The organism is Bombilactobacillus sp. ESL1187, from assembly GCF_058107155.1.
The window spans coordinates 966,422-990,965 of the sequence record NZ_JBYLTZ010000001.1 but is presented as its reverse complement, the minus strand read 5'-3'; the positions used below and the strand labels follow the sequence as shown (position 1 = coordinate 990,965).

Annotated in this window: 16 protein-coding genes; all 16 read right to left on the bottom strand. The window is 38.5% G+C overall.

All coding sequences use genetic code 11. The features are described 5' to 3' along the window. Nucleotides 1-155 precede the first annotated feature (155 nt). Nucleotides 156-1,526, bottom strand: a complete 1,371-nt coding sequence (celB, locus tag AC3B5B_RS04765) for a PTS cellobiose transporter subunit IIC (RefSeq protein WP_489769451.1) — start codon at nucleotides 1,524-1,526, stop codon at nucleotides 156-158. Then, complete coding sequence (locus tag AC3B5B_RS04760; RefSeq protein ID WP_489769450.1) at nucleotides 1,526-2,902, bottom strand: glycoside hydrolase family 1 protein; 1,377 nt, start codon at nucleotides 2,900-2,902, stop codon at nucleotides 1,526-1,528. Before AC3B5B_RS04760 ends, celB begins: the two co-directional genes overlap by 1 nt. Before the next feature lie 226 nt (nucleotides 2,903-3,128). Next, nucleotides 3,129-4,769: a mannitol dehydrogenase family protein gene (locus AC3B5B_RS04755; protein ID WP_489769449.1), complete on the bottom strand. Its 1,641-nt coding sequence runs from the start codon at nucleotides 4,767-4,769 to the stop codon at nucleotides 3,129-3,131. 280 nt (nucleotides 4,770-5,049) lie between these two features. Next, nucleotides 5,050-5,835, bottom strand: coding sequence for a 2-keto-4-pentenoate hydratase (locus tag AC3B5B_RS04750; RefSeq protein WP_489769448.1), 786 nt, complete (start codon nucleotides 5,833-5,835; stop codon nucleotides 5,050-5,052). Between the two features lie 316 nt (nucleotides 5,836-6,151). Continuing rightward, entirely contained in the window at nucleotides 6,152-6,700 is a 549-nt protein-coding gene (locus AC3B5B_RS04745) for a cysteine hydrolase family protein (protein ID WP_489756739.1), read from the bottom strand. Between the two features lie 475 nt (nucleotides 6,701-7,175). Then, nucleotides 7,176-7,883, bottom strand: a complete 708-nt coding sequence (locus AC3B5B_RS04740; protein WP_489769447.1) for a B3/B4 domain-containing protein — start codon at nucleotides 7,881-7,883, stop codon at nucleotides 7,176-7,178. A gap of 250 nt (nucleotides 7,884-8,133) precedes the next feature. Continuing rightward, nucleotides 8,134-10,359 (bottom strand): putative mucin/carbohydrate-binding domain-containing protein, encoded by a 2,226-nt coding sequence (locus AC3B5B_RS04735; protein WP_489769446.1) that lies wholly within the window; start codon nucleotides 10,357-10,359, stop codon nucleotides 8,134-8,136. Nucleotides 10,360-10,773: 414 nt separating this feature from the next. Further along, nucleotides 10,774-11,718, bottom strand: a complete 945-nt coding sequence (locus tag AC3B5B_RS04730) for an aldo/keto reductase (protein WP_489769445.1) — start codon at nucleotides 11,716-11,718, stop codon at nucleotides 10,774-10,776. 260 nt (nucleotides 11,719-11,978) lie between these two features. Next, complete coding sequence (locus tag AC3B5B_RS04725) at nucleotides 11,979-13,925, bottom strand: M13 family metallopeptidase (protein ID WP_489769444.1); 1,947 nt, start codon at nucleotides 13,923-13,925, stop codon at nucleotides 11,979-11,981. A gap of 166 nt (nucleotides 13,926-14,091) precedes the next feature. After that, nucleotides 14,092-14,922: a phosphoenolpyruvate hydrolase family protein gene (locus tag AC3B5B_RS04720; RefSeq protein ID WP_489756744.1), complete on the bottom strand. Its 831-nt coding sequence runs from the start codon at nucleotides 14,920-14,922 to the stop codon at nucleotides 14,092-14,094. Nucleotide 14,923: 1 nt separating this feature from the next. Beyond that, nucleotides 14,924-16,138, bottom strand: coding sequence for a Tm-1-like ATP-binding domain-containing protein (locus AC3B5B_RS04715; RefSeq protein WP_489769443.1), 1,215 nt, complete (start codon nucleotides 16,136-16,138; stop codon nucleotides 14,924-14,926). 85 nt (nucleotides 16,139-16,223) lie between these two features. Continuing rightward, entirely contained in the window at nucleotides 16,224-17,408 is a 1,185-nt protein-coding gene (locus AC3B5B_RS04710; RefSeq protein WP_489769442.1) for a phosphoenolpyruvate hydrolase family protein, read from the bottom strand. Nucleotides 17,409-17,638: 230 nt separating this feature from the next. Continuing rightward, a complete protein-coding gene (locus AC3B5B_RS04705; protein WP_489769441.1) occupies nucleotides 17,639-19,108 on the bottom strand; it encodes a UDP-glucose--hexose-1-phosphate uridylyltransferase in 1,470 nt (489 codons plus the stop codon). Nucleotides 19,109-19,113: 5 nt separating this feature from the next. Next, nucleotides 19,114-20,289 (bottom strand): galactokinase, encoded by a 1,176-nt coding sequence (locus AC3B5B_RS04700; protein ID WP_489756748.1) that lies wholly within the window; start codon nucleotides 20,287-20,289, stop codon nucleotides 19,114-19,116. A 54-nt stretch (nucleotides 20,290-20,343) separates the two neighbouring features. After that, nucleotides 20,344-22,548, bottom strand: a complete 2,205-nt coding sequence (locus AC3B5B_RS04695; protein ID WP_489769440.1) for an alpha-galactosidase — start codon at nucleotides 22,546-22,548, stop codon at nucleotides 20,344-20,346. An 11-nt stretch (nucleotides 22,549-22,559) separates the two neighbouring features. Further along, nucleotides 22,560-24,488 (bottom strand): sugar MFS transporter, encoded by a 1,929-nt coding sequence (locus AC3B5B_RS04690; protein WP_489769439.1) that lies wholly within the window; start codon nucleotides 24,486-24,488, stop codon nucleotides 22,560-22,562. Nucleotides 24,489-24,544: the final 56 nt, after the last annotated feature.

Sequence of the window (24,544 nt, the reverse complement as noted above, 5' to 3'; positions counted from 1 at the left end):
TTGAGCAAATTTAGTTAACCGTTTAACTAAATTACAATCTTATTGTATTCGTTTTCCTCCAATTGTCAACCTTAATTTTTCAGCGTGTTGTTTCTAATAACTTGCTGATACTAAAAAAGTCGCAGATTCCTGCGACTTTTGAACTGTACAAATTTTTAATTTACTGGATTAGCGACTGGTTCGGAAGTTGCTTGTTGTTCCTCTTGATATAATTTCTTGTCATACATCTTCAAAAATGGATAGTAAATGACTAGTGACACGACTAAATTCAACAACGCCACTGCGGCAGCCATCAAATTGCCACTTGTTCCAATAAAAGCGCCAACACCCACCGGCAAAATCCAGGCAATCGCGGCGTTAACATAACCCACAAAATGTAGTTTAATTGCCACATAGGCAATGGAAGCTAAGACCATGGGATTAACGATAAACGGAATAATTAAATATGGGTTATAAACAATCGGTGCGCCAAAAATCACTGGTTCATTAATATTAAAGATGGCTGGTAAAATCGCTGTTTTTCCTAAAGTTTTCAATTGCGCCGATTTGGCCACAGTTAGCATTAAAATTACTAAGCCCAGCGTACCACCAGCGCCACCAATAAAGACCCACATATTAATAAAATCGCCGGCAAAAATATTATGCTGACCATTAATATTTTCGGTTAAAGCCACTAATAAAATGGGGTTTACAAAACTATTCTTGATAATTGCCGTCCCGTGAACACCAACAGCCCAGAGTAAGTGAATCAATAATAAAATTACCATCATGCCTAACCATGATCCGGTCAGATTTTTGACAAAGCCAAATGGTGCAGATAATAGTTGATGTAAATCGGTCCCCATTAAGCCTAAGATAATATCTAAACCAATCATTACCACCGCCACTAAAATAGCGGGAATTAACGAGGCGAAGGAGCGACTAACACCTTCCGGGACCCCTTGGGGCATTTTAATGGTGACATTTTTATTGACACACAAACGGTACAGCTGCATGGCAATAACTCCCGTAATAATTGCAATAAAAATTCCGACGCCACCAAAGCGAGTCAGCCAACCATTAACCATGGATACTCCACCAGCTAGATAGTTATGGGCGGCAACCACTTTATCTGCACCCACAGCGGATCCTTTTTGCCAAGAAATACTAGGAATGGTTAACAAAAACGCAAATAATGACAGTAAAGCTCCGGTAAACGAATTAAGTTGAGTTTCTCCAGCTTTGCGATATTGTTCAATGTAATAATACCCTAAAGCCACTGCGTAATAGAGTGCAATGGAACCCAAAGCCATGGTATTGCCCAACATGTAAAAGCCACTAAATTTCATAATGGTATTTTTGAAAAAATTAGCCGCAAAGGGAAAAATTTGTGGCAAATTATTTAAAATTAGAAAGATAGACGCCACAATCGTAAAGGGCACCGCTGCCAAACTGGCATCCATGATGGCCCGAATGATTTTGGTATTGGCTAATTTATTGAGCGGCGGTAACAAGTACTTATTTAAAAAATCAAAGATTGCTTGCATTACTCGACTCCTCGCTGTTTAATCACTTGCTGATACCAGAAATAACTATCTTTGGGATAACGGGCCAGCGTTTTTAAATCTTGCTCTGTCCGATCGACATAAATTAAACCATAACGCTTTTTCATTCCTTCATGCACACTCACTAAATCTAAGGCTGACCACGGTAAATAACCTTTGACAGGCACTCCAGCTGCCACAGCCTGTTGCACACTAAAAATATGTTGTTTGAGATAATCAATGCGGTATGGATCATGAATTTGGTGATCACTGGTCAATTCATCATATGCCCCTAAGCCATTTTCCATAATATAAATTGGCAATTGATAACGATCATTAATGACTTCCAGTGTCGTTTGTAAACCTAAAGGATCTACTGTCCAGTTAAAATCATTTTTCTGTAGATACGGATTGGTCAAGCCTTTATAAAATCCTGCTTCATAGACGTCTTCTGATTGCTGATCGCTGACGCCACTGAATCGGTCTTGGTGCGTCTTGGGATATTCAACAGTCACACTCGTGTAATAATTGATTCCCAAAAAGTCTGGAAAGTTCTCGGTTACCAAAGCTTGATCTTCTGGTAAAATTTCCAAATCAATGCCGGTTTGGTGTAAATAAGATTTAAACAGAGGATTCAGCCGCCCACGTACCGAAAAGTCTAAATACGCCCAGTTCCGCACCGCATTAAAATATTCCGCCGCACGAATGTCTTTCGGATCAGCACTCCCCGGATAAACGTAAGAAATATTAGGCACTGGACCAATTTGAGCCTGCGGTAACATTTGGTGGCATAAAGCAAAGGCCTTTTTTTCAGCAATCATTAGATTATAAAAAGCTTGGTAGCGCTGCTGATGAGTATAAGTAAAACCTAAAATTTTGCGATCAGCTAACAACATAATGTTAGGTTCATTAATGGTTAACCAATAATGAACTTGATCACCAAAATTTTCAAACAAAGTTTGTGCATATTGCTCATAGGCTTGGACCGTTTGTCGATTAGTCCAACCGCCTTGGTCCTGCAAGCTCTGGGGCAAATCAAAGTGATACATTGTCACCATCGGTTCTATATCAAAGTGATGCATTGTATTAAACACGTCTTGATAATGTTTAATCGCTAACGGATTAACCGCACCCACACCTTGGGGAATAATGCGCGTCCACGGGATCGAAATCCGTAACGCCTTAACTCCCATCTGAGCCAATAATTCAATATCTTCCTGATAGCGGTGATAATGATCACTAGCCACTGTAAAATCAGCAATTTGTGGATCGCGTTGGCGACAGTCTTGCACCGAAGCAGACTTGCCATCTTCACTAGCCGCCCCTTCGGTTTGGTGGGCTGATAATGATGCCCCCCATAAAAAATCTTTATCTAGCATAATAACCCCTTTATTTTAAGTATATTAATTCAGAATCATCTGTCATACGAAGCATTATGAAAGCCTTACCATGCTTTGTCAAGTAAGTGCTGTCCTTCACCAAACAAATATCGTATTCTAACGTAAAAACTTATTTTGTACAACAAAAAAGCACCTAAAATATAGGCACTCCATTGTAATTTTTTAAAGTTAGTTATTGTTAAGCAACAAATTCTATCCCTGTCGCCTAATGAAATTGCTCTCCCTTAGTGGTCACCGTATCATGCAACACTTGCCGTACCGCACCCGGGCCAGCAATTAAGCGTTGAAAGTAATTTTCAACCTTAGTACCCACGCCAATTGCATAGAGATCATTCCCAAAACTACTACGATTACTTAAGATGGGCTGTAAAACCTGGTGCACATCTACATCAGAAACTCCTAACTGTACGTCTTGTACATAAGCTTTTAAGGTTGCCAATTGGGGATCGGGACTTTGCACAAACTGCTGTCCTTGGTCATCTACACCCATTAAGTAACGACACCAGCCCGCTAAAATTAAAGGAATAAATTCCAAAGTTTGCGGATCGCGTGTGGGATCATCTACATAATGTTGCAACGTTACTCCATAGCGGATCGCTAATAATTGTGACGTATCCGTGGCAATCCGATATGGAGTATCTGGAATATTTTTATTAGGCAAACGCTTGTCAATTAATTCTGCAATAAACTTTTGTGGATTAATAATCTTGGGATCTTTGACTACAGGCAGAGCTTCACCATAACCCAAATTCTTGATTAAACCTAATAAATCGGCATCAGCCACTTCATCAGCAATCGAAGTAAAGCCTAGTAACGAGCCGAAGATTGCTAAGGCAGTATGCAAAGGATTCAAGCACGCCGTTACTTTCATTTGATCAGCATCATTAACCGTGGCTCGGTCAGTCATAATAACCCCCGCTTGTTCCAACTGCGGACGCCCATTTGGAAAGTTATCCTCAATGACTAAATAGTGCACTTCCTCAGTATTGGCAAAGGGCGCAATCACGGTAGTTTTAGCTGTGGTCAAAATTTGTGTATCACTAAAACCACTTTGTTGTAATTGTTGGGCTACATCAGCACTTGGACTGGGCGTAATCCGATCAATCATACTGCACGGGAAGGTGATTAACTCAGGATTAGTCAAATAATCAATAAAATCGGCTGCTACCAACTGATTATCAACCCAGCCTTTGGCAATTCGTAAAACTTCCGTTTGCAGTTTTAAACCATTCTGTGAAAAGTTATCGGTACTGACTAACGCTAGTGGTAATTGACCAGCTTTAAAACGTTCATATAACAAGTGCGCCACAATGCCCATATTGGTGATTGGTGCCTCCGGTCCGTGAGCAATGTCTGCCTGGGCTGCCTTGGTTAAGTTGCCGGCCACATCAACTAATGAATAACCTTTTTCCGTAATTGAAAAAGTCACCAATTGTAGTGTTGGTGCCACAAAATAGTTCGTCAATTGCGCCCACTGCTGGGCATCATGATGATCTACAAATAGTGAAGCGGCCACACTAGCTAACAACTCTTTATCTAACGTGCCATCCTCTTTGAGAACAACACTAAGCATCCGATTATTGGCCGGCTGATAAATTTTTTCAATCACTTCGGGGTCAAAAGTTTCCGCCACAATGATTCCGCGGTCTAATTCCCCCTGATTTAATAAATCTTGAGCAATCTTCGCATGAAAACAACGAAATAAATTGCCGCCACCAAAATGAATCCAAATGGGGGCTTGGAGCGTTTTTTGCGTGAGCGCAGTTTGATCGTATTGGGGAACGGTAATGCCCGCCTCTCGAAAACTTGTTGCTTGTTGTTGATAATCATCCGTCAATCGAACCATGTCATTACTCCTTTAAGTTTAGTTATGCTTAAGTAAATATTAGCCAAGTAACTCAACTAGTAGCTGCTGCTCTGACTAATTGGTTGGATATTCCTAGAAAGACAGTTACGCTCGCCATTGTTTCTAGAATTAAGCTCAATTTCGCGTAATCGCTTTCTAAAAATATCTTTTATTATACCATTTTTAATTTTAGCTATAAAACATTAAAAGAGCCTAACTTCGATCACCGATCGAACATTAGACCCTTAAATCATTTAAAACATGACCACTAATAATGACATTAGTCAGTTACATTCAAAGTGACTGTTCCAAAATCATCCGTAAATTTTGCTTCCCAAGTTCCCGGTTGTAAGTGTGGCGGCAAGATAAATGTTCCGGTTGACGCATGCGTCCCCGCTGGGAAACTAAAGCCTTGCTCAGACAATTTTTTAACTAACCATTTTAAAGCTGTCACTGGATTACCCAAAACTTCACTGCCTTGGCCATGGGCTTGTTCCTCACCATTAAAAGTTAAAACTGCAAAAACGTGAGCTAAATCCGCTAGCTTTAAGGTAGCACCATCTTTCACCTTGCCACCCACGACTGCGCCCCCAACAGCCGTATCACTTAATACTAAATATTTATTCAGATCCGGGAACCAGTTCGTAAACCGCGCATCAGGCACCTCCATATCCGCAGCAACATAACAATTTTGTAACAACTCGGTTTCTGACATTGTAGGGGTCAGCGGTCGTTTAGCAGTAAATTCAAATTCAACTTCGACCAAAGGCTCATTGTAATCTTTCAAACTCAAGGTGGTTCCAGAATCTAAAAATTTGTCCGCTACCTGCGCGCCATAAAGTGGTGAATCAGCATCAAACATTCTTTGCGTTTGCTCTGAAGTTAAAGATACCTTATAACCAGCCGTAGGCTGCCCCTTTAATTTCATCACTGCTTGTTGCACCTCATATGCTGTGTCAAAATCATTGACCACATCAGCATAATCAAAACTTTGGAGTGGTTGATTGTCCTTAAATGCTTGGTATAAATCCTTAGCTAATTGGTTTTGTTGTTCTGTCAGTGTCATGATACTCTCTCCTTTGTTAGAGAAATAAAAAAGATCCGCGGCTTATATTTTAAGCAGCGGACCTAAAAATGAATCATCAGCTGCCTACCAAATTGGCTTTGATAGGCACCACAAGTTGTCAGCACCTATCATTCAATAATGATAATGCTGATAATAATTCGTGTAGTTGCTTGTACTGATGATGTCATTGTTTTACCCCTCTTTAGTATTTTATAATTTAGTTATAAAACTTTAATTTAGAAATGTCAACAGTTAATCTAATTCAATTTCAAAACTAAGTAACTATTGACAAGTCTTCAAAGTCAAAATGGAAAGCTTAAATATATTTTTCCACGTCAACGGTTTTGATAATTGTCGCAAATTCTTGATCCAAGGTAGCAATTGACACATCCTGAACTTCTTGGGCGCTATAACTTTGACCACGATAATCCTTAATTGCAAAAGAAGCCGTTGCATCTTCCACTAAGTAAGTATCAAATCCTAAATTTCCAGCCATTCGCGTAGTGGTGGATACGCAATGCGGCGTGGTCAAGCCACAAATGAATAATTTTTTAATTTGATGCTCTCGTAAAATATTTTCTAATTTAGTTCCAATAAAAGCACTGTTCACCGTTTTCTCCAAAACAATTTCCGAAGATAAAGGTTCGGCCTGCTCTTGAAATTGGAAACCAGGACTTTGAAAATAAAACCGCGATTGCGGATCATCACTAATATGATGTACGTTAATAACTAATTTTTCTTGCTTACGAAAAATTTGTAACAACTGTTGCACATTATCTTCAGCAAATTCATTATTCCGCGCTCCCCAGCTACCATCGCGAAAAGTTTTTTGTACATCAATTACCACTAATGCTACATTTTCCATATCAAATTCTCCTTATTGATTAACTAAATTTTAGAGATTAGTTTATATTTTAACTATAGCGATGTCTTATATATCTTTGAAAAGCTCAGCATTAGATTACATACTCAAGGTATTACTAAAATTCTGCAACAAATTTAAAAAAAGTGGAGACATTATTTTTCAAGGTTCATTTAATGATTTGTGAAAGCCTGATACAACTACCAAACCATATCATAATATCTTTCAAATATCTCAATCAAAATTTCTAAACACACTACAACACTAGTTACTGGGGTAAAAACATTTTAATTTGACAATAAATACCCTGATACTATCACTTTAGACCAAAGTTTACCACACGTTTTCAGCTGTTCAAATCTGACTTACCAATTATTTCTGCAACTGAATAGATCACTACCATTCACAACACTATACGGAAAAAGCTGTTCATCAACTTACGATAAGCAGCCTTTTTATTTCAAGAATATTAAAGATGTTACTTACTAAAATCAATCGCTGGATTTTCCTGATTAACAAGCCAAGTTTGCGTTTGGACTCCTAAATATTTCTGTAGTAGATTTTGCAACAATTCTACAGCTTGCTTTTGATCATCCGCACGTTCAGGATTAACATTTTCTAAATAGAAAATAATGTTCTGGGAATCATCACTAATTGAAACACGGTCACTATCCCGCCAATTCCAGCAACGACAAACAACTGACTCTCCATCTTGATAAATTACTTCACCTGGCAAAGCTTCCTCAGCAGAATCTTCCCCGATTGGGAAAAAGTGCTCGCCACCTTGAGCAATCGTTAACTCTAAATGACCTTGCAACAAATCCATGTCCTGTCCACCCAAAGGAAAAGCCCATGTCAAAGATACAATATTATAAAGATCAACAATCGGATTAATCGAACCGACACCTTTACCTTGCTTAGCCCGCTTCAGCAGATTTTCAACTGAACTACGCGCTCCTTTTTTGGTTTTAAACTTGTGATAAGCTTGCCGCCAATCTTGAACTACCGGATTTTGGCCAATAGCATCCTCTGGCAACCATTTAACAGCATTCTGGTTAGCTTCAGCCAACAACTTTGGCATATCAGCTTGCGAATGATTATCAACATCTTTGGCAACAATTACCGAAATACTGGCCTCTGGAAATAATTGCCAGAGCTTTGGACTAACCGTAAATTTGGTTAACATAGTTTTCTCTCCTCTGAACACCAGAAATAAATCATTTTCTCTTCACAATTCATATTATAGACTAGCTTTTCCAGACGCCAAATAAATATCTCAAACTTTGTTGCAAATAAAAAAGGACGCCACAGGCGTTAATAAATCTGCGGAATAAATTCCTAGTTTTACTCACCTGACGTCCAATATAAAAAGTAAAGCGGTATTTTTAAATTACATAATCAATAATTTCTAAAACCCTTTTCTTGAAAAGAAGCTATTATCTAAACAAAAGACCATACATCTGTTTGTAGGTACTCTGATATGGTTCATCTAACAAATTGATGTCCGCCAACAAAGCTTTTTTCACTGGCGATTGTGCTAATGGAATATTTTGTTGGTCTTGTTGATTCATCAATTGGGAACATTGATTACTAATTTTATTGATCAAAATTTGTTGTGGATCATTGTTTAAAGCATTGTTCTTTAAACCAAACTTAGTCACAGTCCACTTGTTCATGTTATTAGTTTTATCAACAATGTTATCTGTCGAAGTTAAGCGATTCTTCGTTTCTGCGTGATAAATCTCCAGTGTATCATCCGGGTTTAAAGCAAAGGTCACATTCCCCTTAGTGACACCAGCACCTTCAATGGTCTTAGTAAAAGTAGTCTTATTGTTGCTGTCTTTCACAGTTATTTGTGCATACTTTTGACCCTTGTAATAAGAATGCGGTGTGGTATTAGTAATTGCCAAAGTTGCCTGGTGCTGATTTAAATTTGTCTTCAAGGTGGCAAACTTATTGTCATTGACACCCAGAAAATCTAATTCCTGATTAGTTAAAGAACTAACACTAACATTTTTCAAAGTCAGTGCTGTATTGTTGTTCGCTTCTTTCACATAAACGTAGTTCTTATTCGGCATGTATTGCTGCATGGCTTTTCCAGAGAAAGCTAAGGTGTAAATACCGTTCGGCACATTCTTAAAGGTAATAGTCTTAGCCGTGATTGGTTGCGAAGCCACCACTTTAGCACCGTCCTTTAAAGCAACCGTTGTACCCTTTAAGTTCTGGATGTCATCAGTAGTCAGATTCAACGTTAAGTTACCAGTTAAGTTTAACGGGGCAATGTCTTTGTTTTGAACCATTTCAAAATTGGAATTAATTAAAATGTTTTTGTCTAATAATTTCCGCGCAGTAGCTAGTTGAGCTTGTGGTACGACATCAGCTAAGGACGCCACAGCTGGATAATTAGCAGCTCGATTTTTTTCTTGTTGTGAACCATTAACGCTTAAGCCCCAACGTTGTAATACCGGGGTAAAGTCCTGGTGACTATTTTCACTGTAAACTCGGTTCATCAAGTCTGGTAATGGGTAGTCACTCTTCTTAAATCCTGGCTGGTTGGCTAATTGCCGATATTCTTGGTACATCTTAGTAAAGGAACTGTCACCAGCTTTTTGCTTGAGCATGGTTAATAGAATTAATTTACCGCGTAAATCAACATCAGCATAACCACCTTTGTCAGTCACTAGGGTTTTGTACAGACTATTTTCTACAGCATCTTTTTTACCATAGTTAAAGAGCCAGCCAATTTGATCAGCTTTCTTACCGTATTTAGTATATTGATATTGCACGCCAAACAAATTATTAGACACTTCACCAGTATACATACCGACGCCATCAAAACCAGCTTGATAACCGTGCGCAATTTCGTGTAAAGTAGCCCAATCAAGTTTGGTCAGCCACATTTTTACGGATCTGGAAGTATTAGCGGCCCACTGATCGCTATAATAAGCGCCACCAGAGCCATGAGCGTCTGCTTTTAAGAAGTAACGATTTTGACCGTTCATGTTGGTTGGTGTAGATCCGTCAAAACCGGCCATTTTGTTATAAAAAGCAAAAATCTCAGTATAGTGATCAATTAATTCGTCTAGGTTTTTGTAATCAGTTAACTTTCTCACAGCTTCTTTATCGCTCTTGGGAATTAACAATTGAAAGTCTTTGCCCTTAATTAAAGCAAAATTACCGTCGTATTGGTCCCAAGTCTTGAAAAAGGCGGTTTGATCACCTTTGTAGGTATAAATTGGTAACGGCTTTTGCGCTCTCGTATCTTCGATTTCATATTCTAAAGTCGCAGATGTCTTGCCATAAGGAGTATCGACAAAGGGTACTAATGGTGAATCTGCACTCACAGTTGTCCAGTTGGAACCGACCGTCACACTTTTTTCCATTTTCGAATCATAACCCAGTAACCGCAAGGTTAAGTTACCAGTAAAGTTAGGATTAGTTTGCCGAACTTTCAAGACCGTATTTTCACGCAAGATAAATCCCAAATCTTGGCGATCATGATACTTACCCTTACTCATACCCGCATTTTCAATCCAAGTTGGTTCGGGCAAACTAGTAATGGTTTGCGTTTTGGTAGCCGCCTTAATATTCAGCGCGCTACTAATAAAGAAAAAGAACATCAACAAAAATAATCCTGATATTCTTAAGAAATTTTTCTTCACTTTGATTCCTCCAAAACATAATTTTTTAAACTGCTCAGTTTTCCAAAATAACAGCAGCAAAACAAAATGCTGCGCTTCTCTATGATAGAACTAAAACAAAAATGATTTAACCATTAAGCACTGGCGGTCTTCAATTTTTAAGTGTCCATTGCCAGCTTACCTGATTAATTGATTATTATTTTTGATATATCAAGATTTAGTACAGCAAAAATAGTTCACACAATAAGATAAATGCACAAGAAAACATCTTAACATTTACCAAGCATTAATCCAACCTTATTGATCAATTTAATTTATAATTTTTGAACATAAATAGTGACAACTAAAACAAAAAAGGTTGCGACAAAAATTGTTTAGAAGTTTTGCTTGCACTTCCAACTTTTGTCTCAACCTAATCTTTTGATCTAGTATCTATTAAAACATCTTAAATGCTTGATCAATTGTTTGATATTCACTCGCAGTTAAGTTAATTTTTAAAGCGGCGGCATTGCCCTGAACTTGCTTGACATTCCGTGCTCCTGGGATGACCACACTAACTAGCGGATTAGCCATATACCAAGCTAAAACAACTTGCGTGACTGTCGCAGCATGAGCTTGCGCAATGGTCCGAACTTGTTCCAAGCCAGTAATTGCATCATTGAACTTAGATTCAGTTAAATCTTCCAATAACTTACCGCCGTCACTTTGGTGAAACTTGTTCCAATCGGCTTTAGTATATTTACCAGTTAACAAGCCCGAAGCTAATGGGAAATATGGTACAAACGAGATTTGATGATCTTTGAGATATTGCATTTCTTCTTGGGCTGGACTTTTATAGATTAGACTAAATTGATCTTCTACAATGTCAACTTGACCATCTTTATTAGCTTCCTTAATTTGCTCCAAAGAAAAGTTAGACACCCCGATGGCGCGAATTTTACCTGCTTTTTTCAAATCAACTAAAGCAGCCACGGCTTCATCTTTAGGAGTCTTTTCATCAGGAAAATGAATATAAAAAATATCAATGTAGTCGGTCTTTAACCGCTTCAAAGCCTTATCAACAGCTTCTGTTAAAAATTGTGGAGTGTTATTCATGGCGAAGTTTTGGGCTGGATCTTGTGCCGCCTTATCAGCCACAATTATCTTGGAACGATCATATTCTTGCAAGACGTCGCCAATAATCTCTTCCGAACGCCCGCGTCCATAATCAAACGCCGTATCTAAAAAATTAACACCTTGGGCAATAGATTCGCGTAACAAATCATAGCCATCTTGCTCCTTCAAATTTTGAAATAGATTATGACCACCAACTTTATTAGCACCCAAACCTAACTTAATTGTCGTTACATCACTTTTACCAATCTGAACTGTCTCAACCATAATAATCTCTCCTTTCGTCAGCACTAGTTATTCTGCAATTTTCGCCAAAATATATTCATTAATCCCCGAACTCATCGATAGCGCTAACATTTGTTTCTATAAATTATTATATTACTAAAAAACACTTTTACTAGTATTTAGTTTGAAATTGCTACCAAATGACGGCAAACAAATTTTTAATTAAGCAAAATTTGAACAATTAAAAAAAGCTGGCAACAGGCAATGAAATTGCTTGTTTACCAACTTTCTGATTTGATTAACTACCAAATATTGACCCGCTTTTCTGGTTCTAACCACATACCATCATGTTCGCCAACATTAAACGTAGTATAAAACTCGTCCATGTTTTGGGCTTGGACATTGGCCCGTAAAGGAGCTGGCGCATGCACATCCATACTCAAAAACATTTCCATCAATTGTGGTGTGGATTTGGTCCGCCAAACGCGCGCCCAATTCATAAAGAATTCTTTTAAATCAGCATCCGCTTCAGACTTAGTGGCCTCTAAAGCACAGCTTAAACCACCAGCATCTGCCACATTTTCACTCACAACCAATTTTCCATTGACTTTGCCATCCGCAAAATCAATCCCATCAAATTCATGAATCATCTTTTGCGTTAATTCTTTAAATTTCGCATAATCTTCTTTAGTCCACCAGTCATGCAGGTTTCCATATTCATCAAATTGAGCACCGTTATTATCAAAACCATGCGAAATTTCATGAGCGATCACGGCTCCAATGCCACCGTAATTAGCACTGCTAGATTGCTCTAAACTGTAAAATGGCGCCTGTAAAATTCCGGCGGGGAATGTAATGTCATTACGAGATGGGTCATAACAAGCATTAACCAAATGCCCCGGCATTGCCCATTCGCCCCGATCCACTGGTAGTTTAAATTTAGCAAAATTGTCAGCAATCAAAACTTCAGTAATGGCTTGAATATTAGCCCATAAAGATTCCTTTGGATCAACAGTTATCTTTTGGAAAACAGCATTAACTTTTTCAGGATAGCCTATTTTGAGCACCATCTTATCTAACTTCACAACAGCTTGTTGTTTGGTTTGAGAGCTTAGCCAATCATTCTGCTGAATCCGCTGTTCATAAATTGCAATCATTTTACGGACCATTTGCTCAACATCCGCTTTGGCTTGCTCACCAAAATAAGTTTGCCCATAATACTGGCCAATGACTTCATCAAAATATGAGCCTGCTAAATGATAAGCTTGCTTTAATGGTGCCTGTAATTCTTGATTACCGCTCAAAGCCAAACTGAACTGTCCGGCAATTTCTCGTAAATCCTGACTTAAATAAGCACCCGCACCCATAACATAATTAACTAACGTCCAGCTCTTTAAGTTATCAAAAGTAGCTGCATTAACAATCTCTGTAAAGTATTTATAAAAACGCGGTTCACTGACATTTACAGTGGCTACGTTGTCTTCGACTGCTCCTTCGATCAAGCTCTGAAAATCAACGACGCCGCCTAATTTAGTCAAATCACTTAAGGCTGTTGGGTTATAGTCTTTGACATAATCGGCTTTTTCTTCAGCACTTTTCACTACTTTAGCTAATGACTGATCAAACGCCACGGCTTGTTGGGCAATCTGGGTAGCATTGGCGGCAGTTTCTCCAATGGCTTGTAGTAATTGTGTTGCTGTTTGTTGATAAACTGCTAACAATTTTTGACCACTCGGATTATCTTCATAATAAGTCGTATCTGGCAAGATCAAACCCGGCGCAGAAAAATCGACAACATTTTTACTGGTATCCTTCATATCTGCCGTCACATAAACACTAAAAGGCAATGGATATCCTGCTGCTAGCCATGCTGGCAATTGCTTAACCCAATCGGCCAAACTAGTAACTTGCTTAATTTGCTCATAACCAGCTTGGGCAGGCTGAAAGCCCTCTTGATTGCGGCGCTCCATATCAGCGGCTACTTGATAAAATTTAACAGCCTGCGCCAGTAACGGATTAGTAATTTCTTTAGTGCCCGCCGCAAAATCTGCCAAATCTTGCATTAATTGTTGTTCAATGCCTAAATCCAAATCTGAAAAACCACCGACACGCGACTTGTCAGCAGGAATTTTGGCAGTCTTTAGCCATTCACCATTGACCGCCAAATACAAATTATCTTGCGGGGTCGCAGTTGCACCTTTAGTCGTATCGCCTTGACCACCAACTACTTGTTGGATTGTTGAACTCATATCATTGCCTCCTATAACTTTATTAATTAATAGTTCAAATTCTATCACAATCAAGTGGCAGACGATAATATTTACAAACAACATTATAATAATGCAATAAAAAAGCTCCTAGATCTAATCGCATCTAGGGGCTATTTGAATTTAATTAAAATATAAATGGATACTATTATTTGCGAATTGCTTCAAACTTTTCTGTTTGTTCTTTAATACTCTTTTCTGCTGCTAAACGTTCAATGCTGGAAGCACCAAAGAATCCGTCAATTCCGTTAACACGTTCAATAACATAAGCTGCATCTTCAGGTTCAGCAATTGGACCACCATGACAAATTACCATAATATCTGGGTTGACTTTACGTCCAGCATCCAAAATTGCCTGTACTTTTTCAACGCATTCATCCAAAGTTAAAGCGGTCTGTGCCCCAATGGCACCTTTGGTAGTTAACCCCATATGCGCAACCAAGATATCAGCACCCGCTTCAGCCATTTTCGTTGCCTGATCAGTATCAAAAACATAAGGTGTTGTTAGCATTCCTAATTCATGAGCCTTATGAATCATGTCTACTTCTAGATCATAACCCATACCTGTTTCTTCCAAGTTTTGACGAAATACACCATCAATCAAACCAACCGTTGGAAAGTTTTGAACACCATTAAACCCTTGATCCTTTAATTGCTTTAAATAAATATCCATTACTCTAAACGGATCAGTTCCACAAACGCCCGCTAAAACAGGAGTATGCTTAACAATTGGTAGCACTTCTTGGCCCATCTCAACTACAATCTGATTAGCGTCACCATAAGACAATAGACCGGCTAAAGAACCACGACCAGCCATTCGATAACGACCAGAATTATAAATAATTAACATATCTGCACCACCAGCTTCACTACTTTTAGCAGTAATACCGGTTCCTGCACCAACCCCAACTAACACTTCACCTGTTTGGCGTTTTTGTTTAAAATCTGCAATAATTTGACTTCTGCTTCTATTATCCAATCTAATCATTTCCTTTCATCAAATAATTTAATTCCGTCACACAATTAGAGGTAAATTGTGGATCATTTATGTTATAGAGTAATTCTTTAACTGTAACTAACTGATTATACAAGCGAGATTTTAATGTAGTAACAAATGCTTGATCAGCATCAGGATCATAAAATGGACCACCTATAGCATCCAACTCTGAAAATCCTTTTAAAGGAATCATAAACGTAACAGGTGATTGTGCCTGATTTAATTTATCACTAATATATTCGGCAAACATTTTATTTTCAGCTGGCGTTGTCCGCATTAAGGTTACAGTCGGATTATGCTTAACTAAATTGCGCTGTCGATACTTATCAGGAACACTATCAAATGTTCCAAAATTAACCATGTCTAAAGCTCCTGGAGCAATTACTTCAGGAATTTTGGATATAATCCCCGCTTCTAATCGTGTAGGTCCAGCTGTCAGGACACCGCCACAAAGTTCATCAGCAATTTCTGTAGTAGTTAAATCTATAATGCCCTCAAAATAATTTTGGGAAATTAAAGATTCCATCGTTTTACCACCAGTTCCTGTAGCATGAAAAACCAAAGTTTCTAAGTTTTGCTGTGTCAATAATTGACGCACATGATCCACTGCCGGAGTAGTCACTCCAAACATGGTAGCTCCAATTAATGCCTTGTCATCACTTTCAGTATGAACTTTCAAATTAACCATTCCCGAAACAGCTTTGGCAGCATTTTCGAATACATTCCGTGAGATTTTATTGATACCGGAAACATCAACGATTGATGGCATCATTAAAATGTCACTGGTTCCTACATAGTCACTAGTATTACCTGAAGCCATCGTCGAAACCATGACTTTAGGCACACCCAAAGGTAATGTCCGCATCGCTGGAGTAACCAAAGCAGTTCCACCTGAACCTCCTAGTGATAAAATTCCTTGAAATTTACCTTCTCGATATAACCTTGGCAATAGTATTCTTAACCCATGGCCCAAGATAGCATTAGCTTCACCACGTGTATAATTACTGCGAATATCATCCATGGTTAATTCTTCAACATTAGCTATTTGATCATCATCAATATCTACTGGTACCGTTGGTTCAAAAACACCTGCATTGATCATAATTACTTCGTTTCCCAACTGTTCCAGTATCTGACGAACATAGCCATACTCTTGACCTTTGGTATCTAAAGTCCCTACTAAAGCAATTGTGCTCATTAATTAACCTCCCTTCAACTTTATGAATTCATATTATGTCAAAAGCGGTTACAAAAACAGGTAATATTGTTCACGCTACTAGTGATTATATGTGTTTTAAATAAACACTAGGAGATTGACCAAAATACTTTTTAAAAATTTTATTAAACTGTGCATAATCAGAATAACCAACTAATTCCGCAATTTTACTAAGTGATTGCTCTTGATGTTTCATCAATTCTACTGCTTTATTAAGACGAAAACGGACCAGATATTCTGTAAATGATTTATTAGTTTGCTTCTTAAACATCGTGCTTAGATAAGTAGGTGATAAATGTAAAATCTGTGCTAAATCTGCTAAGCGAATAGGTCTTGAATAGTTATTTTGAATATAATTTTCAATAAATTGAATTGGTTGATAATGGAGGCAATCATCACTTAAAGTCTTTATAGTCAAAGAATCATCTGGTGTATGATCAGCGGTTTTAAAATCATGAACTTGTTTGGCAATTGTCTGTTCCTGAATAATACGTTCAAAAGTAGAACCACCAATATAGCCACTAATAGTCGGCAAAAGATTATAGATATAACGAACTTCTGTTAAATCATTGATAACACCTCCGTACAACATCAGGATACTTTGACAAGAGGCTTGGTTCAAAACTTCACAAACATTTTTAACTTTATCAATAATTGATTCAAAAGTAGCCATTCTACGTGCACCCAGTACACCACCTTCTGTTAACCCCAGGTGAATGCAAATGACATCCACTCCAACTTGATTAGCTGCTAGCGCTTCCTTTTCATTGGTAACAAAAGCTACCGTAAAAACACCCTGCTTATGTAGCGTTTCTAACAACTCAATTTCTTGATCATACTTAATATTGGCTTCACTCAAGGCTTCTCTAAATTGACCATCTAACAAACTAACCGTAGGATAATTTACTACACCGGAAATGTGATACTGCTTTAAAAAGTTGATAAGATTCGACACACTTAGGTAAGGATCGGTAGCATTAATACCAATCACGCAAGGAAAATCATTAATAAGTGGCAATATTTCTTGCTTAGTGATATCAAAAATCTGACGATTACTGTTAGTAAAAGGTAAATATGCCCCTAAAGATGAGCGTCCCATTTGGCGGAACTTACCAGAATTCAAAACCATAATAAAGTCTGCTCCAGCATTTAAGGCACGTAATGCACTCATCCCTGTGGTAGTACTAATACTTAAGAGCGGATGCTTTAATTTTAATTGTCTTTTCAATAAACTTTTTAATTGATTAACCATAAATTGACCTCTGATAAAGATTTACTTTTAACCAAATCTTACTATTTTCAACAATAATTAAAAAGACACTGGTTTGTCCAATAATCTAGTAACATTAAATATGTCATTTGGATGTGACTCCACACAAAAAGTATAGAACAAAAAAATGTTCGCATTTAATACGAACATTTTTGTGCTTTAAAAGTCAGATATTTTGGTTAAACTTTTCAGCGACTTTGGGCCAATTTAATTTAAGACTGATTAACAGCTTGAATAAACCGTTGAAAAGCAGCTTGACCACTGTTATCTTGTTTAAACACACCGACATCTGCCAAGACTTGTTGAAACACCAAACCTAATTCTTGTTGCAAAATTTGTTGAATATTATGTGTATCAATCTCTGGATACTTCTGTTGCATCATTTGCGCCCAAGGTCGATGATAATCAGCCATTTGGTTTGGTTGTTGTAATAAAAATTTAGTTACTTCTTGTAATTCGGGAACTAAGCGCGGCGGTAAAATGGCTAAGCCCATCACTTCAATTAAACCAATATTTTCTCGTTTAATATGATGCAAATTTTGATGTGGATGAAAAATACCATCCGGATATTGAATTGAAGTGCGATTATCGCGCAATGCTAAATCTAACACGTATTGACCCTGCTTTTGATAAGCAATAGGCGTAATTGTATGGTGATTTTGCCCTGCAGTTTGTGCTAATACCGCCACTGTTTCATCAGAATATTGTTGCCAAACTCGTAAAATTCGCGTAGCCGCAGCGACCAGGCGTTGCTGATTAGTGCCTTGCAAGCGAATAGTGGCTACCGGCCACTTCACAATACCAGCCGTCACATCAGTAAAATCTTTTAACGAAATAACAGTTTGTATCGGCGCTTTTTGCATTGCAAACTGATGCAGACCACCTTGATAATGATCATGGCCTAAGATCGAGCCGCCAACAATCGGTAAATCAGCGTTACTGCCAAAAAAATAGTGTGGCAAAATTTTAACAGCTGCTAATAAATTACTAAAAGTGGTTGCGTCAATTTTCATCAGCCGCTCCGCTTGTGATAACACAATACAATGTTGCTCAAAATAAGCATACGGTGAATACTGCAAGCCCCACATTTCACCACCTAAACTCAGCCGAATTAAGCGATGATTGCGACGCGGTGCTTGCTGCTCACTTCCCAAATAGCCTTCATTTTCAAAACTAAGAGCATCATGAGGATAGCCACTAACTTGTTTTTTGGCCTTGGCAATTTGCTTAGGATCTTTTTCTGGTTTCGAAAGATTAATCGTAATTTCCAAATCACCATATGGACTCGGCGTTTGAAAGGCAATATTCTTTTTAATTGCGGCTTCTTGAACATACCCATTAGATTGACATAAATGATAAAAGTTTGTGGTTGCTTGTTGTGGACTTAATTGATATTGATTCCAAAATATTTGATTAATTCGGCTCGGAGTCGGCGTATACAAATCTGTTAATTCCGCTAACAGCTGTGCTGATTGCCACGGTTTCGTTATTCGTTGATTATTTTGCGCACAAATAACTAATTGTTGTGCTAATTCCAATAAAGACCCTTGCAGCGCTGAGCCTTGCGGCGTAGAACCAACCTTTTGCAAAATCAAATTAATTAAATAACGTCGATCTAGCGGTTGGTAAGTTTGCTGTGTTTGAATAATTCGGTCGGCGTACACTTCAATCAAAGTTGCCATTCAGTTCAACCTTCCTTAATTTCATGAGGTCCATCAGCAATTTCTGCTACATAAAAATCCGCTGTTTGGTGCATTGCTTGTTGGTAAGTTTGCCCTACCTGTTGAATAAATGCTGTCGTTTGTTCATTTTGCACAATCGCAATCGCGCACCCACCAAAGCCTGCCCCCGTCATCCGAGCTCCTAAGGCGCCAAATTGCCAAGCGGCATGTACTAAAGTATCTAACGCCATGCCACTAACAGCAAAATCTTGTTCCAAGGAAACATGCGACGCGTTTAACAAATGACCAAATGTCGTTAGATCTTGTTGTTTCAAGGCAGTTTGTGCCCGTAAAGTGCGTTGATTCTCCCAAACGACATGGCGGGCTTTACTCAAAACGTCTGCATCCACCAACAAATAGCTATATTCATCTAATTGCTGCGGCGTAACCTCACACAAAGTTTGAATTGCTAATTTGGTTTGCAACAAATTTAACGCAGTTTCACAAGCATTTCGCCGTTCATTATATTTTGAACCAGCTAAAGCTCGCGGTTGATTGGAATTCATAATCACAATTTGATAGTCGCCCAAGTTCACCGGTACATATTGATAAGTTAACGTCTTCGTATCTAATAAAATAGCCTGCTGCTTTTGTCCTAACGCCACCGCGTACTGATCCATAATTCCCGAATTGACTCCAATAAAGGCATTTTCTACTTGCTGTCCATTCAAAGCCAATTGTTGTAAAGAAATCGACAGATTAAACTGGCTTTGACAAATAATCCCTAGCAATAACTCTAAAGAAGCTGATGAAGATAAGCCTGCACTATTAGGCAAATCCCCCTGAATCAAGATGTCAAATCCATGTGTTAATTGAAACTTTTGCCGCAGTAATAATTCTAATGTTCCTACAACATAATTCAGCCACGTATTATCCTTAAATAAATGTAAATTAGCCAAATCAATTTCACAGATACCACTTGTGGCAAAGTTTTCGGAGTAAAGTCGCCACTTTTGATCGGTTCGTGGTCTGATAGCCGCATAGGTTCCTAGACTAATTGCACAAGGTAAGACCATCCCGCCATTATAGTCCAGATGTTCACCAATTAAATTGATCCGTCCCGGTGCAAAATAAAAGTTCGTGGGTTGCTGTGCAAATTGTTGTACAAAAGCGTTCGTTAAAGTTGCTGGGGTAATGGTCATAAAATTTCCTTCTTTATTAAACAAGGTTGCAACAAGATATGAATAATCTTCAATTTAAATTGCTTTAATTACCAATAATTGTGCTTGAAAATCAGCTTCTTGCTTCGTTAACTTGGGCAAAACATAACCCGCATTCATTAACTGACTGCCTGAATAAGCAGCTGGTTGTCCATTAATCTGGTACTGCTTCTTAGGATCTAAGCCCTGCAATTTCAACCGTGAATTCAAACATTGGGGCTGATTGAGTAATTGATAATGTGCTATGATGGCCACTGTTTGTTCAGCATTAACGACACCCCAACTTAACTCATTATGGTTGCCTGCCAGCGGACTTTGTAAACGATAAAAATTCCCAAATTGAAAGATCTTCCGATAACGTTTATAAAACTGAATTTGGTGTTTAATCTGAGCTAATTGATCAGGAGTTAATTGCGTTATATCTAATTCATAACCTAAATCGCCAAAGTAGGCCACCGCTCCGCGAGTTTTTAAGGATGTCTTGCGTCCCAATTGTTCATTGGGGCTCGCTGAAACATGTGCTCCCATCATTGACAAAGAATAACCAAACGACGTTCCGTATTGAATCAATAAGCGCTCCATGGCATCAGTGTCATCACTAGTCCAAGCTTGTGGCGCATAATACATCAGTCCTAAGTCAAAGCGCCCGCCTCCGGAAGCGCAAGATTCAAACAACACCTTGGGAAACTTGGTTGTTAACCGCTCATACAATTGGTAAACACCTAAAATATAACGGTGTGTTAACTCTTGCTGCTGCTCGGGGGCAAAAGCTGCACTGTACATTTCAGTAATATAGCGATTCATATCCCATTTCACATAATCTAACTGCGTTTGGGCAATAATCTCACTCAAAGCTTGTGCTAAATAATCCACGACTTCTGGCCGCGCTAAGTCTAAAACATACTGGTGCCGTCCTGGCGTTGCCTTACGTCCCGGAACATGGAGCACCCAATCGGGGTGTTGTTGATATAATTGGCTTTTTAAAGAAATCATTTCGGGTTCAAACCATAAACCGAATTTTAATCCTTTGTGGTGAATCTCTTGCGCTAAATGAGCTACTCCTTGTGGCAACTTGCGGCGATCGCTCACCCAATCACCTAAAGAAGTAGTATCATCATCCCGCTTGCCAAACCAACCATCATCTAAGACAAATAATTCAATCCCCAAATCTTTTGCTTGATCAGCCAAATGTAACAACTTAGTTTCATCAAAATCAAAATACGTGGCTTCCCAATTATTAATTAAAATTGGGCGTTCTTGCTGTGCAAATTGGGGCGCTACGAGGTGCTTCTGGTAAAAATCACTCAGTTGCTGACTCAATTGATTTAATCCTGCCGTAGTATAGCTAAAAATCGCTTCGGGTGTTTGAAAACTGGTTTGAGGCTTTAATTGCCAACAAAACTCGTCCGGGTTAATCCCTACTAAAACTCGCGCTTGTTGATACTGATCTACTTCCACACTATCCAAAAAGTTGCCAGAATAAACAAAGTTAAAGCCCATAGCCTCACCAGTCAAATTCGTTGTTGTTGGCCGCGCCAGAATAAAGAACGGATTATGTTGATGACTTGAAGCCGTGCGTAAACTACTAATACTTTGCACACCGTCATGTAGATGATTACGACTTAAATGGCGCTCACGGGCCCAGGAACCTGCAAATTGTAAGAAGTCATAATCACTATCTGGCAAGTCTAACTGTAAACTTAAAGCCCGGGGTAATTGTACTGCTTGGGTACTTAAATTTTCAAAACGAGCACTGCGGACAATAACATCTTGCGTTGGAAAAACTGTGTAATTTAATTGCAATTCTAAATTGGCCAACTCATCATGTAAAAAAATGGTTAAAGTTTGACTTTGATCTTGATTATCATCAAATGTGGACGGTAGATGTGCTAGGCGTTGTTTTCCATTAGATAATTGATATTTTTGATATTGAAATTCACTAATGCGATCCCCCGCCGGTGAAGTAACTTGGTAAGCACTTGGTCGAAAATCGCCGTGGCCAAAACTACTATACTCCTGATTGATTACGTCCCATTGAAATTCTTGACCATCAACCTCTTGCGCTGGAGTGGCATCTTGTCCAGCTACTTGTGTTAAATTAGCAAGATTAATAGGCTCACTTAAGCGAGCTCCATAATATAACTGTTGTAAATCACCAGTGGGCAAAACTTGAAATAAATAACTGGCATGGTTTGTTTGTAAATGAAAGGTCTTTTTTGCTTCATCAATAATAATCGCCATAATTTTACTCCTTATTTTTGTACCTTCAGTAACGGTTGTTGTGCTGTAATGTTTTGCTCTGGCTGCGTTAATAATTCGAATTTAGTTAATTCATTAGCGTTTAAAATAGTCAGTAATACTTCATCTGACAAACCAGCAGCTTGAATCACTTGCGGATCAAATTCTAGTAAAACATCACCAGACTGGACTTCTTGCCCTCGATCGACCAACAAATTAAAGCCTTGGCCACGTAACTGCACCGTATCAATACCGACATGAATCAGGACCATTAATCCATTATCTGCCAACAGACCAATTGCATGTTTACTTGGTAATAAAAGTTGCACTGTCCCCTTAATAGGGGCAACAATTTGGTTCGTTTGCGGCATGATGCCGACTCCGCGGCCCATTTTACCAGCAGAAAAGGTTGGATCGGCTACTTGTGCTAAAGTTTGTACTTGTCCAGTCACTGGAGCTAACAAAACTAGTTCGTCATCAGCAACTGCGGCACTACTATCCGTATTGTTGCTCTCTGGTGCATTAGTTGTTGTTTGTGCAAATTCACTACCCCAACTAGCTTCTAGTTGACTAACAATTTGTGCATGTTTAGCTTCCGTAATTTTAACCTTGCGTAAATAAACTACTAATGAACAACATAATAACAATAGTGGCACTGCTAACATATAACATTTAAATTGCCAAGAATCCGCACTGGTAATACTCGAAACTTTGGCATTACCTGACATGTGAGTAGCGATAACAATGATTGAAACTAAACCATTAACGATCGCGGAAGCTAATTTATCAACTAACGGCCGAACAGATAAGACTAATGATTCATCACGATGATGTAATTTTAACTGACCATATTCAATGGTATCAGTCATTGTCAACATAATAACCAAGAACAATAATGGTTGTGGAGCAGCCGCTAGTGCCGCCGAAAAGATCACAAATGGTGTGGAAAAGTTAGCAAAGAATAATAAGAAAATGCCTAGCATCATCACCAGTGTTCCAATTAAAAAGACCTTCCGTCTTTGAAAACGGTGTGCCAAAGCTGGAAACAGCGAAACGGAAATCATCCCCACAATAAAGTTGACCGTACCGTAAATCGCAAATTTGGAAGAATTACCTAAAATAAAGGTAAAGTAATAGAGTAATAATGAATTCACCAAATCCCAGCCCATCGCAAAGAAGAAGTGAGCCACTGCCGTCCACATTAACTGATCATTTTGGAAAAGAATTTTAAAAACATCTTTAGTACTGGTTTTCTGCTTATTTTCACGTAAAGGTGTGGATTGCTCTTTAGTACCAATGCCAATAATTAATGCACCCAGAATGGATAACAAAGCAGTGACAACTCCAAAAGCAAACCAGCCCCGCCGATCACCTTGACCGCCATTATAATGGACTGAGAAAAAGAGGGCGATCGGAACTACCGCTAAGGTAACTAAGTTACCGCCAATTGTCGAACCTAGACGCCCCCAGGTGCTGATAGTATCTCGTTCATTGGAATCTAGCGTCAACGCTGGTACCATGGACCAAATACCAATATCTTTAAACGAATAAAAAACATCCATGATAATGTAGATGACCGCAAAAGCAACAATATATAACCCCGGATTGTTGGTTGCTAGATTACCTAAACTGGTATATAACACCGCTAAGGCAATACCAGACACGATGGCTCCCGTAATTACCCATGGCTTAAATTTACCAAAGCGTGTATGCGTATTATCTACCATATTACCGATAAACGGATCAATAAATAATTCAGCAATTCGAATCACTACCATCGTGGTTGTAATTAAGCCAATCATTTGGTTATTAAAATGATTATTATTGGTAATAAACAAATGATTGGTAATAAACATAATGAAATAATTCAACATGGCTGCCGCAAAAAAGTCATGTCCAAAAGTCCCCAGCATATAGGAAACTCGTGTTTTTAATTTTGCCATTTTCTCACCTCAGTATTTATGGCCATTCAAGTAAAATGTTTGCGCTTCCTTGAATC